14 protein-coding genes are annotated in these 16,579 nt (G+C 65.0%); 7 read left to right on the plus strand and 7 right to left on the minus strand.

Annotation, left to right across the window (positions count from 1 at the left end; genetic code table 11):
* Positions 1-23: 23 nt before the first annotated feature.
* Positions 24-1,649, minus strand: a complete 1,626-nt coding sequence (locus tag ACGHN1_RS02480) for an AMP-binding protein (protein WP_390548016.1) — start codon at positions 1,647-1,649, stop codon at positions 24-26.
* A 13-nt stretch (positions 1,650-1,662) separates the two neighbouring features.
* Positions 1,663-2,841 carry an iron-containing alcohol dehydrogenase gene (locus ACGHN1_RS02485; protein ID WP_390548018.1) on the minus strand — a complete coding sequence of 393 codons (1,179 nt, stop codon included), beginning with the start codon at positions 2,839-2,841 and terminating at the stop codon, positions 1,663-1,665.
* A gap of 119 nt (positions 2,842-2,960) precedes the next feature.
* Between ACGHN1_RS02485 and ACGHN1_RS02490 the strand changes: the two genes are divergently transcribed.
* The 7 genes from ACGHN1_RS02490 (at position 2,961) to ACGHN1_RS02520 (ending at position 10,221) form a co-directional block, all read left to right on the plus strand.
* A complete protein-coding gene (locus ACGHN1_RS02490; RefSeq protein ID WP_390548020.1) occupies positions 2,961-4,094 on the plus strand; it encodes a CaiB/BaiF CoA transferase family protein in 1,134 nt (377 codons plus the stop codon).
* 107 nt (positions 4,095-4,201) lie between these two features.
* Complete coding sequence (locus ACGHN1_RS02495; protein ID WP_390548022.1) at positions 4,202-4,849, plus strand: PepSY-associated TM helix domain-containing protein; 648 nt, start codon at positions 4,202-4,204, stop codon at positions 4,847-4,849.
* Positions 4,850-4,869: 20 nt separating this feature from the next.
* Entirely contained in the window at positions 4,870-5,391 is a 522-nt protein-coding gene (locus ACGHN1_RS02500; RefSeq protein ID WP_390548024.1) for a DUF2271 domain-containing protein, read from the plus strand.
* Positions 5,392-5,419: 28 nt separating this feature from the next.
* A complete protein-coding gene (locus ACGHN1_RS02505) occupies positions 5,420-6,232 on the plus strand; it encodes a DUF4198 domain-containing protein (protein WP_390548026.1) in 813 nt (270 codons plus the stop codon).
* On the plus strand, positions 6,229-7,230 hold the full coding sequence (locus tag ACGHN1_RS02510; RefSeq protein ID WP_390548028.1) for an FAD:protein FMN transferase: 1,002 nt from the start codon (positions 6,229-6,231) through the stop codon (positions 7,228-7,230). Before ACGHN1_RS02505 ends, ACGHN1_RS02510 begins: the two co-directional genes overlap by 4 nt.
* 10 nt (positions 7,231-7,240) lie before the next feature.
* Complete coding sequence (locus tag ACGHN1_RS02515) at positions 7,241-7,924, plus strand: Fe2+-dependent dioxygenase (RefSeq protein ID WP_390548030.1); 684 nt, start codon at positions 7,241-7,243, stop codon at positions 7,922-7,924.
* A 122-nt stretch (positions 7,925-8,046) separates the two neighbouring features.
* Complete coding sequence (locus tag ACGHN1_RS02520) at positions 8,047-10,221, plus strand: TonB-dependent receptor (protein WP_390548032.1); 2,175 nt, start codon at positions 8,047-8,049, stop codon at positions 10,219-10,221.
* A 79-nt stretch (positions 10,222-10,300) separates the two neighbouring features.
* Here the strand turns inward: ACGHN1_RS02520 and ACGHN1_RS02525 are convergent, their stop codons facing one another.
* The 5 genes from ACGHN1_RS02525 to acs form a co-directional block, all read right to left on the minus strand.
* Positions 10,301-11,107, minus strand: coding sequence for a MaoC family dehydratase N-terminal domain-containing protein (locus ACGHN1_RS02525; RefSeq protein ID WP_390548034.1), 807 nt, complete (start codon positions 11,105-11,107; stop codon positions 10,301-10,303).
* 4 nt (positions 11,108-11,111) lie between these two features.
* Positions 11,112-11,897 carry an enoyl-CoA hydratase-related protein gene (locus ACGHN1_RS02530; protein WP_390548036.1) on the minus strand — a complete coding sequence of 262 codons (786 nt, stop codon included), beginning with the start codon at positions 11,895-11,897 and terminating at the stop codon, positions 11,112-11,114.
* A gap of 101 nt (positions 11,898-11,998) precedes the next feature.
* The gene (locus ACGHN1_RS02535) at positions 11,999-12,733 is read right to left on the minus strand and encodes a 3'(2'),5'-bisphosphate nucleotidase CysQ (RefSeq protein ID WP_390548038.1); all 735 of its coding nucleotides are present in this window, start codon (positions 12,731-12,733) and stop codon (positions 11,999-12,001) included.
* The gene (gene cysC, locus ACGHN1_RS02540) at positions 12,730-14,598 is read right to left on the minus strand and encodes an adenylyl-sulfate kinase (RefSeq protein ID WP_390548040.1); all 1,869 of its coding nucleotides are present in this window, start codon (positions 14,596-14,598) and stop codon (positions 12,730-12,732) included. Before cysC ends, ACGHN1_RS02535 begins: the two co-directional genes overlap by 4 nt.
* A gap of 14 nt (positions 14,599-14,612) precedes the next feature.
* Positions 14,613-16,541, minus strand: coding sequence for an acetate--CoA ligase (acs, locus tag ACGHN1_RS02545; protein ID WP_390548042.1), 1,929 nt, complete (start codon positions 16,539-16,541; stop codon positions 14,613-14,615).
* Positions 16,542-16,579 lie beyond the last annotated feature (38 nt).

The raw sequence follows: 16,579 nt of genomic DNA on the forward strand, positions 1-16,579 counted from the left end.
CGAGAATCGAACTGGCGCGATCTTCATGCGGAGAACCTTTCGCGCTTCACCCTGAGCCCGGCGGCCTCGCGGTCCCAGGTGTCTTCGGTAATGCCCTCGGCGCGCAGATCGGCCTTCATCACCTTGGCGGACGGCGTCTTGGGAAGCTCGTCGAGAACGCGAATATATCGCGGCACCATGAAATAGGGCATGGTCTCGATCAGGAACTCGGCGAGATCGTGATGCGCGATGGTCTGCCCCGGAACCGGCGCGACCACCACCATGACTTCGTCCTCCGAATATTCGCTGGGCACCGCTATCGCGGCCGCTTCGCGTACGGCCGGATGACGGCAGACATCAGCCTCGACTTCGAAGGACGAGATATTCTCGCCCCGCCGCCGGATCGCATCCTTCACCCGATCGACGAAGAAATAATACCCGTCCGCGTCTCGGCGAAAGGCATCTCCGGTGTGGAACCAGCCGTTACGCCAGGCCTGCGCGGTTGCTTCGGGATTGGCGTTGTATCCGCTGTTCATCGCCCACGGTCGATCGGTTCGCACCAGCATTTCCCCGATCTCGCCGAGTGGAACCTCGCAGTCGTTGCTGTCGACCAGCCGCACCTCGACCCCGTCGCGAACCTTGCCGCATGTGCCGATCTTTGTGGGGTTTGCTTCCGACACGATGGGTGAAGAAATCTCGGTCATGTTGAAGATCGTGAAGATGTCGATACCAAAGCGCTCGGTGAAATCTGGCGCATCCCCGGTGAGCGGGACCATGAAGGCCTTTTTGACGGTGTGATCACGGTCGCCCGGGCCGGGCGCTGCCTTGAGCAGGAAGGTCGCCATCACGCCCAGCAGGAAAACCATGGTCGACTTTGTCTTCTTCGCCATCGCCCAGAATTCGTCGGTGGAAAAATTGTCGATCATCGCGACCGAAGCACCCCTTGCCAGCATCACGAATGGGGGACCCATTCCACCGATATGGAAGATGGGCGCCACGCACATGTAGCGGTCGTTCTCGTCCACCATGGGCCACGATTCGGGTCCGGCATTGGAGAACATGTGCAGGTAGGACGACAGAACGCCCTTCGAAGGACCGGTGGTGCCTGAGGTGTAGATAATCGACTGGATGTCCCAGGGTTCTATCGGCCGCTCGAGCTCCAGCGGGTCGTCGGGATCGCCGACCAGACCGTCGTAGGATGTGGCCGGTAGCGGCGTATCTTCCGGCTGAACGTCGGTGGTCACCACCAGTCGCTCCAGTCGAGCCAGGTCGATCTCGCCAAGCCGGGGAAGCAAGTCCGGATGGACGAGCAGGAACCTGGCCCCGGAATTGACGATCACGTGCTGGAGGAGATTGCCGCGATAGGCGGTGTTGAAGGGCACGAAGACCGCGCCGATGTAATTGATGGCGTAAAACGCGATAAGCGCATCGCGCCCGTTGGGCAGCCACACCGCAACGTGTTCGCCCTGCCGGATGCCCAGGTCTCGCAGTCCGGCCGCCTTTGCACGCACCATCTTGCGCATTTGGGCGAAAGTCCATTCCTCGCCATCGGCGAAGATCACATGGGTTTTGTCAGCGCGCTCAACCGCCCAACGGTCGAGGAGGTAGCGCAGCACGCACTGATCGCGGTTCGGCACGCGAGGATCGACGAAGTCCCGATTGTCTGCCATTCTTCGCGACCCTTCAGGCTGCCAGACGCAGGATCTGCATCACATCGTCGGCGGTCTTAACCGGGCGTGGATTGGTGCGGCCCCAGATGTCGAGCAGTGTGTATTCGGACACCTGCTGGAAACGCGATTCATCGACGCCCACTTCACCCAAGGTCCGCGGCATGCCGAGTCCGCGAATGAAGGCGTCGAGAGCCTCCGCCGCGGTCGGATGGCTGTTGCCGAGCACCGCCAGCGTGCGCTGCTGCCGGCTGTCGTCATATTCCGCATTCCATTGGAGGACGTAGGGCGCCATGACGCAAGAGCAGTAGCCGTGCGGCACATCGCAGGTTCCGCCGAGAATGTGGCCGATGGCGTGGCTGGCCCCCATTGGCACGCCGCCGATTATGCTGATCATCGACTGCCATGCGCCGACCTGGCATTTCAGCCTGCCTTCCAGATCGTCGGCATCGGCTTTTACCCGCGGCAGCCCCTCGACCAAGAGCTTCAACGCGCTTTCGGCAAGGCCGTCGGCAAAGTCGTTGGACTTGTCGGACGAAAGCGTCTCGACCGCGTGATCGACCGACCGAACGCCTGTCGAAAGCCAAAGCCATTCGGGGGTATGGACCGTGATGGCTGGGTCGAGCACGACCATCACTGGAGCCATATTGCGATGCTCGTAACCCTGCTTGTGCTGGGTCAGTTCGTCCGTCGATCCGGACAGCGCATTGAACTCCCCGCCCGAAAGCGTCGTGGGCACGCAGATCACCGGGACATCGGGACCTATTTTGACCGGATTTACCACGTCACCGTCATCGGTGACGTAGGTGCGCAGCGGTTCGAAGTCCTCGACGGTTTGAACGTCGTGCTTGATTAGGAGGCTGACGATCTTGGCTGCATCGGTGGCCGAACCACCGCCGATGGAGACGATAAGGTCCGCTTTGCCGTCGCGCGCGGCGTTGGTCGCGGCAAGAACGTCGGCACGCGGAGCGTGGGGTGCGATCCCGCTAAAGGTGCCCCCATGGCGAGATCCAAGTGCCCTCTCGATCTTCGCGACCTCTTCGGTCTTTTCGCGCAGCGTCGAGGAAGCGATCAGAAAGACCTTCGAACATCCCATCGCCTGCGCCTGGTCGGCGAGAGCATCGGCTGCTGGAACCCCCATGGTTACTCGTTCGGTACGCGTGAAACGCAGTTCGCTGGCCCTTAAGCTTTCCATCTCGACTCCTCTCTTCCCAGGTTGCCTGTCTTTCCGGCAGGTCGCTCTTTGACTAGTGACACGCGCACCGCCTACTGGCTAGTAGAAATTTGAACTAGAGAGAATATAAGGGGGTGGGAATGACCGACAACGCGCGTGACCGCGACACCAATGGGGCCATGCCGCTGGCGGGGGTGAGGGTACTCGAATTTTCAGGTCTCGGCCCCACTCCTTTCGGATCCATGCTCCTCACCGATCTTGGTGCCGAGACGATCCGGATCGCCCGCACCGGGGCGGTCAACCCACTCGGGGGGGATGCGCGGTTCGATTTCATTTTCCGGGGCCGGCCGGCCATGACGCTGGACCTCAAATCGCACCAAGACGTGGAGTTCGCGCGCGACCTTGCTGTGCGGGCGGATGTGGTCATCGAAGGCTACCGACCCGGAACGATGGAACGGCTCGGCCTTGGACCCGAGGTGCTCTGCGCCGCGAACGAGCGGCTCATCTATGCTCGGATGAGTGGGTGGGGCCAGGGTGGGCCCTTGAGCCAGAAGGCGGGACACGACATCAATTACCTCGCACTGAGCGGCGGTCTTTATCCGATCGGCCCGTTCGACGGGGTGCCGGTCCCGCCACTTAATCTTGTCGGCAATTTCGGGGGCGGCGGCACCTTTCTTGCCATTGGCGTACTCGCTGCGCTGCAAGAGCGCGTACGGTCGGGCAGGGGGCAGGTTCTCGACGTTGCGATGATCGACGGGATCAGTGTTTTGCTGACACAGCTGGCGGGATGGATGCAGATGGGCCAGTGGAGCGAGGGTCGCGGTAGCAATCTGCTGGATGGCAGTGCCTATTTCTATCGCTGCTACGAAACCGCAGATGGGCGCCATATCGCCGTGGGCGCGCTGGAAAAGCCGTTTCACGACGCCTTCATGACGGGTCTCGGCCTCGATCCAGATGGTTTCGAGGATTACCTCGATCCTTCCAAATGGGCCGAAAGGGCCGACCTGGTCATGCCCATCGTCGCCTCGCGCACGATGACTGAATGGATAGAGCATTTTTCCGAGATCGACGCCTGTGTCACGCCGGTTCTCACGATGATGGAAGTAGCGCGGGGTGGCGCGGTGCGGGGGTCTCTGATGTCCGACGAGATGTCGTTTCAACCCCGACCGGCGCCCAGGTTCAGCCGGTCGAGCTTGCGTCGGCCGACAGAGACGGTTGGTGAGGAGTGCCTCGATGGCGTTCTTCGCAGCTGGGGAGTGCAACCACGCGCTTGAGTGCGAGCCAGGTTTCTCGGCGCGGACATATCGACCCTAAAGCTGTTATTGACATGCATTCGCAATTACCGCATCGCGCCGCCATCATTTTTTGATCGGCAGCTCTCATGCATCAGGTGGTCTCCCGCCCCGGACAATCGAATGGAAAGCGCCGGGCGCTGGTGTCGCCATTCTGGCGGCGGCAGTTCCATACCTGGCATTGGATGAGCAGCGCGATCTGCCTTGTCGGCATGATCCTTTTCGCGGTTACCGGCATCACGCTCAACCATGCCGGTTCGATCGAAGCCGATCCACGGACCCGAACCAGCGAGGCTACGCTCCCACCGGAGCTGTTATCCGAATTGCGAGCGGATCCACGCGATCATCCGCAAGATGCGGTGAAGGAATGGCTGGAGGGCGAATTCGACATCGAACTCGACGGGCGCCTCCCCGAATGGACAGAAGCCGAGCTCTACGTGCCCCTGCCACGGGCCGGGGGGGACGGGTGGATCGCGGTCGATCTGGAGACCGGAGAAGCCATGTTCGAGGACACCGATCGGGGGATGATCGCGACCCTCAACGATCTCCACAAGGGGCGCGACACCGGCCTCGCATGGTCGTGGTTCATCGATATCTTCGCGGGCGCCTGCGTCGTCTTTTGCGTCACCGGATTGCTGCTGCTGCAGCTCCACGCGCGCAAACGCCCGTCGACCTGGCCCATCGTCGGCGCGGGGTTCGCCATCCCTCTGTTTCTCGTCATTTTCCTCGTGCACTGATTCTCGAACAAGGACCGTTGATGCCCAATGCCGCCCGTATGGTCTTGCCCCTCACCGCCGCAGCGTTGGCGACTTCCGCGTCCGGGGGTGAGATGCAGGTCCAACTCGAAATCCCGCGCCTGCGCGTGGCCGAGTATCATAACCCCTATGTCGCCGTCTGGCTCGAGAATGCCGCCGGAAAGACCGTCGCCAATCTCGACGTGTGGTACGATGTCGATCTGCGCGGAGACGATCCGCGCAAGTGGTTGCCGGACATGCGCACCTGGTGGCGACGCGCCGGCCGGACCACCGACATGCCCGCCAACGGGATCAGCGGACCCACCCAGCCGCCCGGACGCTACACGCTGCGCTTTAACGAGGGCAGTGGCCCGCTTCCGAAACTGGCGGCGGGGTCCTACGTCCTCCGGGTCGAGGCGGCCCGCGAAGTCGGCGGCCGCGAGCTCGTGAGCATTCCCTTCCAATGGCCACCCGCCAAACCGATGACCGGGACGAAATCGGGTTCGAAGGAACTCGGCACCGTCCGCTTTTCGATCCAGCCCTGACCTTTTCGCAACAGGATAGACCAAAGCCATGCTCGCCAAACCAACGCTGATTGCCGCAAGCCTCGCGCTCGGCCTCTCCACCTTTGCATCGAGCGCCGAAGCCCATCGCCGCTGGCTATTGCCTTCGACCACGGTAATGGCGGGCGAAGAGGGCACCATCACCGTCGATGCCGCCGCGTCGAACGGGTTGTTCGTCTTCGAACACCGCCCGCTCGGCCTCGACGACCTGGTGATCACCGGGCCCGACGGGCAAAGGGTGGAGCCCGTCGTTATCGGCAGCGGCGCCTATCGAAGCGTCTTCGACCTTAAGCTCGCGCGGCAGGGAACCTACCGCATCGCCATCGCCAGCGACGGCATGATGGGATCGTACGAACTGAATGGAGAGCGCCGGCGCTGGCGCGGCAGCCGCGCGGAAATGGAAAGCGCGATCCCCGAAGGCGCGACGGACGTTCGGGTCAGCGAGAACGTCGCGCGAACCGAGACCTTCGTCACGCTTGGCGCACCCAACGATACGGCACTGGCGCCGACCAACAGCGGCCTGGAAATGATACCCGTGACGCATCCGAACGACCTCGTCGCAGGTGAGGAGGCGCAGATGCGCTTGCTCGTGGACGGCGAACCCGCCGTCGGGCTGGAGCTTGAATTCGTGGCCGGCGGAACCCGCTATCGCGACGAACCGGGAATCCGCACTCTGACCACCGATGCCAACGGCATGGTATCGCTGAGCGCTGACGAGCCGGGTCTCTATTATCTGGAGGCCTCGGCGGGTCGGGGCGAATACGAAGATGGGCCCGAACGGCGCCTGTCCTACACCGCCGTCCTCGAATTCATGCCGCTTTGATCGCAGCGCCTGCAGGGATAGCGGCGGACGAGACCTTCGATCTGCTGCTGCCGCCCGGGGACCCCGTCTGCGCGCCCGCACCGGCCGGCGTGCGCGCGATCGCCCTTTCGGGTGAAACGATGGGCACCGGCTGGTCGCTCGAGGCGCTGGTGCCACAAGGCATCGAGGACGTTCGGGTGGAGACCACGCTGGAACGGTGTTCCGAGTGCGTGATAGCTCAGATGAGCCAGTGGCGTCCGGACTCGCAGTTAAGCCGCTTCAACAGTGGTGATCCGGGAAGTCGTCACGCGGTCGGGCCACAGTTCCGGCAAGTGCTCGAATGCGCTTTCACCGTTGGGCGCGCGAGCCGCGGCGCATTCGATCCCTTGCTTGGAAAGGCGATCAGCGCCTGGGGCTTCGGCCCCTCCGCCATAGATCGTCCCCCTGATGCGGGCGAGCGATTGCCCTGCATCGCCAGCGGGTCGATACTGACCGACGATCCCGGCACGATTGTGCAACCGGGCGGAATCGTGATCGACCTGTCGGGCATCGCCAAGGGATTCGCGGTCGACATGGCGATGGCAGCGCTGATGCGGCTCGGTATCGCACATGCATTGCTCGACATCGGCGGCGAGCTGAAGGCGATCGGGCTGCGCGCGGATGGCTTGCCGTGGTGGGTCGATCTTGCCGTGCCGCCAGGTTCGGCCGCTCGCCCAACCCGGATCGGCCTGACCGGATGGGCCGTCGCGAGCTCGGGTCATTGGGAGCGCCGGCGTTACGCGCAGGATCGCTCGTGGTCGCATACGCTCGATCCCGTCAGCGGAGCGCCGACCCATGATGCGCTGTCTTGCACGGTGCTCCATCCCGGATGCATGCAGGCCGATGCGCTGGCGACGGCGCTGATCGTGTTGGGCGTGGATGACGGTATCGCGCTTGCGGACCGCCACAGGTTTCCGGCGCGGATCGTGGGGCCGGAGCGGGTCGCCGAAAGCGCCGCGTGGCATGCATGGAAGGCCTAGGAGGCGAGGGATGATGCTGCGGATCGAAAAGGTGCTCTCGGCGGAGAAGGTGCGGGAGTTGCATACGCTGATCGACGATGCCGAATGGGTCGATGGTAACGAAACGTCGGGCCATCAATCGCGCACGGCGAAGCGAAACCGCCAGCTGCGCCAGGGCAGCGAGACTGCTCAAAAGGCAGGCCGCATCGTGCTCGAGGCACTGGGGCACGCGCCCGAATTCGTAGCCGGCGCCCTGCCGCTCAAGGTCTTTCCACCGCTCTTCAATCGCTACGAAGGAGGCGAAGCGTTCGGCGATCACGTCGACAATTCGATTCGCCGTCTGGACGGGACCGATTTCCGGATGCGCAGCGATCTTTCCGCCACGCTCTTCCTTTCCGAGCCGGACAGTTACAAGGGCGGGGAGCTGGTGGTGAAAGATCTCTTCGGAGAACACCGCGTGAAACTGCCTGCGGGCGATCTGGTGCTTTATCCTGCATCGAGCGTGCACAGGGTAATGCCCGTGACGAGCGGGGCGCGGACCGCCAGTTTCTTCTGGCTGCAAAGCATGGTTCGCGACCCGCTGCGGCGCGAACAGCTCTACCGCCTGGACCGGACCGTGCGCGTTCTGTCGGCGGACAGGGGACCGCAGGATGACGCGGTTCTCGAACTGACCAATCTCTATCACAATCTGATGCGCGCTTGGGCCGATTCCTAGCATCACGAATCCCACCCAAGCACAATCATACATGCAAATGAGAATAGTTAGCATTTGCATTGACAGAGCTTCCCTTCCCTCCCATGGCCTCACAAAACAGTGGACAGGGAAGAACCATACCGATGACCAAGAGATCCAATGCCGCGTGCGGCCCAGCCTCCTACCTCGCCCTCGGATGTGTCGGGTTCATCGCCAGCGCTCCCGCGCTCGCGGCAGAGGCCGCAGCGGAAGCCGCTGCGGCTCAGCCGACCGATATCATCGTCACCGGCAAGCGCGCTGACGAACTGGAGCTGGACGAGAGCACGGTGCCCGTCCTCGACACGCCGCGCATCGTCAATGTGGTGACCGAGGAGACGCTGGAACAAACCGCCTCCTATTCCTTCGAGGAAGCCCTGCGCACCGTTCCGGGCATCACGCTCGGCGCGGGCGAGGGCGGGACGTCGGCATCGGACATTCCGCTGATCCGCGGCGTCGATGCGACCGGCAATGTCTTCGTCGACGGCGCGCGCGACATCGCCGTGCAGACGCGCGAGACCTTTGCGGTGGAGCGGATCGAGATATTCAAGGGGCCGAGCGGAGCATTCGGCGGCCGCGGGGCCGCCGCGGGCGGGCTCAACATCGTGAGCAAGACTGCGCGCGAAGGCAATTTCGTCTCCGCAACGGCCACGATCGGCACGTCCGACCTCTATCGAATGACCGCGGATGTGAACCAGCAGGTTGGCGACAAGCTTGCGGTGCGACTGGTCGGCCTGTTTCACGATTCCCAGACCCCGGGCCGCGACGCGGTCTACGACGATCGCTGGGGTATCTCGCCCTCGATCGCGTTCGGGATCGGCGGCGCCACCGTCGCCAGCCTGACGCACTATCACTTCGAGAGCGATCAATTGCCCGACTACGGCATTCCATTGACTTCGCGCGGGCAGCTGCCCGGCGACCTCCGCCAGCCGGCGGACGTCGATTACGACAATTTCTACGGTTTGCTGTCGCGCGACTTCCAGGAAACGCGCGTGGACGCGACGACTTTCCAGTTCGATCACGACATGGGAAGCGGATGGAGCGCCTCGGCGCTGCTGCGCTATTCGGATTCGGACATGAACTACATCGTGACCAATCCCGACGACAGCGCCGGAAATGTGCAGAACGGCCTGGTGTGGCGTGCGACGAAAAGCCGCAATTCCAACACCGAGACGATGGCCGCCAACGCCAACATCTCGGGTCAGTTCGCTACCGGATCGTTGCGTCACAGCCTCTCTGCCGGCGTGGAATATACCTGGGCCGACACGTACAATCTCACCTACAACGTGGATACCGGCGACCGCACCTGCCCCCCCGCGGCGCCCGCGGCCTTCAACTGCACCGATCTGCAGAATCCCGATCCGCGCGATCCGTGGAACGGCGCGATCACTCCCGCGGCAGCCCCCGGCTTGGCCCAGGCTGAAGACCTGAGCGTCTATCTGTTCGATTCGATCACGGTCATCCCCCAGGTGATCCTAACCGGCGGGATCCGCTACACCGATTATCGGGCGAGCGGGTCAGGTTCAGGGCGCGGCGGCCCGTTCAGGGGCGAACTGCAGACCGATTTCGTCACCTATCAGGGGGGTATCGTGTTCAAGCCCGTCCCCTCGGTCAGCATCTATGCCTCCTACGCGAATGCGAAAAACCCGCCGGGCACCGATGTCGGCGCGGGATCGAGCAATATCGCGATCAACAACGACACATTCGCACCGCAGGAGACGGAAAACTACGAAGTCGGCGCCAAGGCCGAACTGTTCGGCGGCGCGATGCAACTGTCCGCCGCGGCTTTTCAGGTCGATCGTGCAAACATCATCGACACCGACCCCCTGGCATCCGTCGCGGAGATCATCGATTCCGCGCGGATCCGCGGCTTCGAGGTGGGCGCCACGGGAACTGCCGGACCGGTTTCGCTCTTCGGTGGCTACACCTACATCGACAGCGAATTGCGCGATGGAACCGCGAACGCCGGCAACGCTCTGCCGAACACGCCGAAGCACAATCTCTCGCTGACCGCGACGGTAAACGTGAACGAACGCTTCAGCTTCGGCGGCGGGGCCTATGCCCAGTCCGAGAGGTTCGCCGACCCCGCAAATCTGATCTCCTCGGATGGGTATGTGCGGCTGGACGCCTTTGCTGCCTACGCCTTCACCGACAAGATCGGCGTGCGCCTCAACGTCAAGAACGTCACCGACGAACGCTATATCACCAAGCTGCGCAACCCCCATTTCGCGGTGCCGGCGAACGGACGTCAGGCACTCGTGTCCCTGGCGTTCCGATATTGAGGGCACCGCCGCGCCAGCTCGGACGGCGCCTGTTCGGGGGGGGGGCATGCCGCAGTGAATCGTCAGGCAATCACTTCCCTCAACCCGGTTCCGTTCGCGCCTCCATCGCGACCGTGCCGTCGCAGCGGATGGCGGCGAATCGATTGTCCGCCGTCCGTCTCAGGATGATCGGCTGGCCGAGGAACAGCGGGGCGAGCGCGCGGAAGCTGAAACCGGTCAGCGCGCCTTCCCGCATGGCGAGCGCGGCGAGCCGGGCGGCGGTGAAAGGCCCATGGACCACCAGCGCCGGATAGCCCTCGACATCCCTGGCGTAAGGCAAGTCGTAATGGATCCGGTGTCCGTTGAAGGTCGCGGCCGAGAAGCGGAAGAGATTGACTTCACCTGGCTGCCAGAGCTCGCCCTCGGGCGGTTCCGCGGCAGGCTCGGGCAACGATACGCTGCTGCCTTCTTCGCGGTAGACAAAGGTCTGCCGCTCGCGAACGCGCATACGGCCTTCCTGCGCAATCTCGCGTTCCACCTCGACGAAGACCAGATCGCCCGAACGCCCCGCCTTGTGGCTGACATCGGTGATCCGGCTGGTCAGAACGGCCTCCGATCCGGTGTCCAGGGGATCGTAGAACTCCATGCTCGCGGCGGCGAACATGCGGCGCGGCAAAGTCACGTCCGGGAGGAAATCGCCGCGTCGCGGATGGCCATCCGGGCCGATCGCATCGTCGGCGGGGCACGGGAGGAAAAAGGCCCAGTGCGGCAGGGGCGGTGCACCGGGCACCCCGACCGCGCTGGCGTAGCGCCGCAAAGCGGTGTCGCACAGAACCTCCCGCTCCTCCCGACTTCGCCCGATTGCCCCCTGCCATTCCTCGACCTGGGCAGGCGTTACGGCCGCCACCGCCTCAGCGTCCGGCGAAAGCGGGTTTGCGCTTCTGGAGGAAGGCCATCGCCCCTTCGGCCGCATCGGCGGTGTTGCCGGCCATGCGCTGCGCTTCCGCCTCGGCTCCCAGAGTGGAGGCGAAATCCGCCTGGAGCCCCTGACGCAGATTGCGCTTCATCAGGCCGAGCGCCACCGTCGGACCAACGGCCAGCCTGCGGGCGAGGGCGGTCACCTCGTCCGCGAGCGCTTCGTCCGCGACGCATTTGTAGATGAGGCCGATCCGCTCGGCTTCCTCGGCATGGATCTTCTCGCCCAGCATCATCATCCGCGTCGCCTGCGCCGTGCCGACGAGGCGCGGGAGCATCCAGCTGGCGCCGCCATCGGGCACCAGACCGATGTTGACGAATGCCTGGAGGAAATAGCCACTCTTGCCCGCGACCACGAAATCCGCCGCCAGCGCCAGCGAGCAGCCCACGCCCGCCGCCGGGCCCTGGACCATCGCCACCACCGGGATCGGCAGGGTGGCGATAGCCTGGATCATCGGATTGTAGCTGCGGCTGAGCGAGGTAAAGGCGCGGTCGCCGCCGCTGATCGAAGCCTCGGCGTTCCCCGCGAGATCGGCGCCGGAACAGAAGGCGCGACCTTCGCCGCGGAGCACCAGCGCCCGTGCATCGCCCAGGTCGCGCACGGCGGCGAAAATTTCCTCGGCCATCTGCGGCGGACAGGCGTTGAGCCGCTCGGGTCGGTTCAGCGTGAGGGTGGCGACGCCTCCGTCGGTGTCGATCCGTATGGTCTCGTAGTCGCTCATCGTCTGTCCCTATGCCTGTGCGCAATTTGTATCGAGGGATCGCTGTCACCGATCGCGGCGGTCTTCAAGCCCGTTCGCCACGAGGCGGGCGCGGCCGGGTCCTATCGCCCGAGTCCGGCGATCCGTTCGAGGACCTCGTCCGCGAGTTCGGCACGGCAGACGAGCAGGTCGGGCAAATAAGGATCGCGGCGGTTGTAGACCAGCGGCGACCCGTCGAGCCGCGAGCAGTGCAGGCCATGCGCCAGGGCGACCGCCACCGGAGCGCAGCTATCCCATTCGTGCTGGCCGCCGTCGTGGAGATAGATCTCCGCCTCGCCGCGCACCACGGCCATCGCCTTGGCTCCCGCGCTTCCCATCGGCACGACTGCGCCGCCCATGGCGTCCGCAAGGGGGCGGGCGATCCGCGGTGCCCGCGAACGGCTGACGACGATGCGCGGGTGGGCCGGCAGCGGGCCGAGAATCAGCGGGTTGTCGGTGCGCAGGACCTGGTCGAGGTCGGGCAGGGCGACCGCGCCCACGCGAGCCTCTCCGCCGATCGCCAGCCCGACATGCACCGCCCAGTCGCTGCGCCCCTCGCCGAACTCCCGCGTCCCGTCGATCGGATCGACGATCCACACCCGGTCGTGGCCGAGCCGCGTGCCGTCGTCGCGGCTCTCCTCCGACAGCAGGCCGTCGTCGGGGCGCGCCCGGCGCAGCGCCTCGACGATCAGGACGTTGGCGGCGCGGTCGCCCTCGTCGCCGAGCGCGCGGCCCTCGAGCCCGCCCGAGGCCCGCAGGTCGAGCGCCAGCCGTCCGGCTTCGGCGGCGACATGGGCGGCGAGCTCGGCATCGGTCATAGGCTGGGGAATATCCGCGCGACGATGTGATCGGCGGCTTCCTCGGCGCTCATGCCGACCGTATCGACGACGATATCGGCTCGCTCGGGCCTTTCGTAAGGGCTGCCGATGCCGGTGAAGTTCCTGATCTCGCCGGCCCGCGCCTTGCGGTAGAGCCCCTTGACGTCGCGCGCCTCGGCCACCTCCAGCGGCGTGTCGACGAAAATCTCGACGAATTCCTCTGCCGAGAACATGGCGCGGACCATCCGCCGTTCCGCTGCGAAGGGGCTGATGAAGGCGGTCAGCACGATCAGGCCGGCATCGGTCATCAGCTTGGCGACCTCGCCGATGCGGCGGATGTTCTCGATCCGGTCGGCCTCGGTGAAGCCGAGATCGCGGTTGAGGCCGTGGCGCACATTGTCACCGTCGAGCAGGAAGGTGTGCCGCTCCATCGCCGCCAGTCGCTTCTCGACCGCATTGGCGATGGTCGACTTGCCCGATCCGCTGAGGCCCGTGAACCACAGCACTCGCGGGGTCTGGTGCTTGATCGCCGCGTGGTGTTCGCGCGTCACGTCGATGGGCTGCCAGCGCAGGTTCTGGCTGCGCCGCAGACTGAAGCGGATCATGCCGGCGGCGACCGTGGCCTGGGTCAGCCGGTCGATCAGGACGAAGCCGCCGAGCGTCCGATTGGTCTCGTAGGGCTCGAAGACCAGCGGCTTGTCCGTGAGGACTTCGGCCACGCCGATCGCATTCAGGTCGAGGGTCTTGGCGGCGAGGCGATCGCCTGTTTCCGTGTCGATGACGTGGTCGGGATGCTGCACCCGGGCCGTCACGGTCTGGGTCGCCAGCTTGAGCGCATACTGGCGCCCCACCTTCAGCGGTTCCTCAGCTAGCCAGACCAGCGTCGCCTTGAACTGATCCGCGATCTGCGGTGCATCCGCGGCACAGGCGACGACGTCGCCGCGCGCGCAGTCCAGCTCCTCCGCAAAGGTCAGCAGCGTCGACTCGCCGGCGGCAGCGCTGTCCCGATCTCCCTCCGGAGCGACGATACGCTCGACGGTGGTGGTGCGCCCGGAGGGAAGGATGCAGACCCGCTCGCCCGGCGCGATCGTCCCGCTCGCGATCAGCCCGCCGTAGCCGCGGAAATCGTCTCCGCGCCGCGCGACCCATTGGACCGGCATGCGAAACGGCCGGTCGATGGTCACCTCGGATGCGATTTCGACGGTCTCGAGACAGGCGAGCAGGCTCGGCCCGGCGTGCCAGCCCATCCGGTCCGAAGGGTGCACGACATTGTCGCCCCTCTTGCCGGAGACCGGAACCGCGACGATGCCGGCGAGCCCGATCGTCTCCGCGAAGGCAGCGAAATCCGCCGCGATGCGGTCGAACGCCGCTTTCTCGTAGCCGACCAGGTCCATTTTGGTCACCGCAAGCACGATGCGGCGAATGCCCAGCAGGTGGCAGATGAACGCATGACGGTGGGTCTGCGGGGACAGGCCCTTGCGCACATCGACGAGGATCAGCGCGCAATCGGCAATGGACGCGCCGGTGACCATGTTGCGGGTGTATTGCTCGTGCCCCGGGCAATCGGCGACGATGAAGGTGCGCTTCGCGGTCGCGAAATAGCGATAGGCGACGTCGATGGTTATGCCTTGTTCGCGCTCGGCGGCGAGCCCGTCGAACAGCAGGGAATAATCCGGTTCGCCATCCCTGATCACCGCAGCCATCTGATCCTGCGGCACCGACCCGGCTTCCCACAGCAGCCTGCCGATCAGCGTCGACTTGCCATCGTCGACGCTGCCGCAAGTGATGAAGCGCAGCAGGTCGGCTCCGGGCGATGTCCGGTCCGAACTCGTCGCGAACGCTTCGGTGCAGGGGGCGTCGGCCAACGGCATTTGCGGTTTCAGCGGTTGCGCCGCCCTTCGATCAGCGCCTCGACCACGCCGGGATCGGCAAGAGTCGAGGTATCGCCGAGCGCGCCGAAATCGTTCTCCGCGATCTTGCGCAGGATACGCCGCATGATCTTTCCCGACCGCGTCTTGGGCAGGGCGGGGGTGAAATGCAGATGGTCGGGCGTGGCGATCGGGCCGATCTCCTTGCGCACCCATTGGCGCAGTTCAGCCTCCAGTTCCTCCGACGGCTCCTCGCCCGAATTGAGGGTGACGTAGCAATAGATGCCCTGGCCCTTGATGTCGTGCGGGTAGCCGACCACCGCGGCCTCCGAGACCTTGCCGTGGAGCACCAGCGCGCTCTCGACCTCGGCGGTGCCCATGCGGTGGCCGGAGACGTTTATGACGTCGTCCACACGGCCGGTGATCCAGTAATATCCGTCGTCGTCGCGGCGGCAGCCGTCGCCGGTGAAGTATTTGCCGGGATAGGTGCTGAAATAGGTCTGCACGAAACGGTCGTGGTCGCCGTGGACGGTCCGCGCCTGGCCGGGCCAGCTGTGGGTGATGCACAGGTTTCCCTCCGCCGCGCCTTCCAGAACCGCGCCTTCGTTGTCGACCAGCTCCGGCCGGATGCCGAAGAAGGGTTTGCCGGCGCTGCCCGGCTTCATGTCGTGCGCGTGGGGCAGGGTGGTGATCATCACCCCGCCGGTCTCGGTCTGCCACCAGGTGTCGACGATGGGGATACGCCCGCCGCCCACGGTCTCGTGATACCAGCGCCAGGCCTCCGGATTGATCGGCTCGCCGACGCTGCCGAGCAGGCGGAGCGAGGACAGATCGTGCTTGTCGACCGGCCCCTTGCCCTCGCGCATCAGCGCGCGGATCGCGGTGGGGGCGGTGTAGAAGATGTTGACCCGGTGCTTCTCGCACACCTGCCAGAAGCGAGAGACGTCGGGCCAGTTGGGTACGCCCTCGAACATCAGCGCGGTCGCTCCGTTCAGCAGCGGACCGTAGACGATGTAGCTGTGCCCGGTGACCCAGCCGATATCGGCGGTGCACCAGTAGACCTCGCCCGGCCGGTAGTCGAAGACGTAGCGAAAGGTCGTCTCGGTCCACACGGCATAGCCGCCGGTGGTGTGGAGCACGCCCTTGGGCTTTCCGGTCGAACCCGAGGTGTAGAGGATGAACAGCGGGTCTTCCGCGCTCATCGGCTCGCAGGGGCACTCGCCGGAAAGGTCGGCGGCGAATTCGTGATACCAGTGATCGCGGCCCTCGCGCATCGCGACCTCGCCGCCGGTGTGGCGGAAGACGAGCACGCCCTTCACCGACACCTTTTTCAGCGCCGCATCGACATTGTCCTTGAGCGGGATCGGCTTGCCGCCGCGCAGCCCCTCGTCCGCGGTGATCACCCAGTCGCTGGCGCAATCCTCGATCCGCCCCGCGATCGCCTCCGGACTGAAGCCGCCGAAGATCACCGAATGCACCGCACCGATGCGCGCGCAGGCGAGCATCGCCATCGCGCCCTCGGGGACCATCGGCATGTAGATCGTGACGCGGTCGCCCTTGGTCACGCCGAGTTTCTTCAGCGCGTTGGCCATTCGCGCGACATCGCGCCGAAGCTCGGCGTAGGTGATCCGCCTCACTTCGCCTTCCGGATCGTCCGGCTCGAAAATGATCGCGATGTCCTCGCCCCGCCCGGCCTCGACATGGCGGTCGACGGCGTTGTGGCAGATGTTGAGCTCGCCGTCGCCGAACCAGGCGATGTCGACCGGATCGAAGGACCAGCGCCCACCCTGCCGCGGCGCTATGGTCCAGTCGATCCGCTCCGCCTGTTCGCGCCAGAACGCGTCCGGTTCCTCGACCGAACGGCGATACATCTCCTCGTACTGCTCCGCGGTGCAGCGCGTTTCGCTGTCGGCTTTTGGGCGGCGGACCAATTGGCTCATGGAAGGTAATCTCCGGTTGGGGCCGGGCGAGCATAGCG

It is taken from the genome of Qipengyuania sp. MTN3-11, from assembly GCF_042851825.1.
GTDB lineage: Bacteria > Pseudomonadota > Alphaproteobacteria > Sphingomonadales > Sphingomonadaceae > Qipengyuania.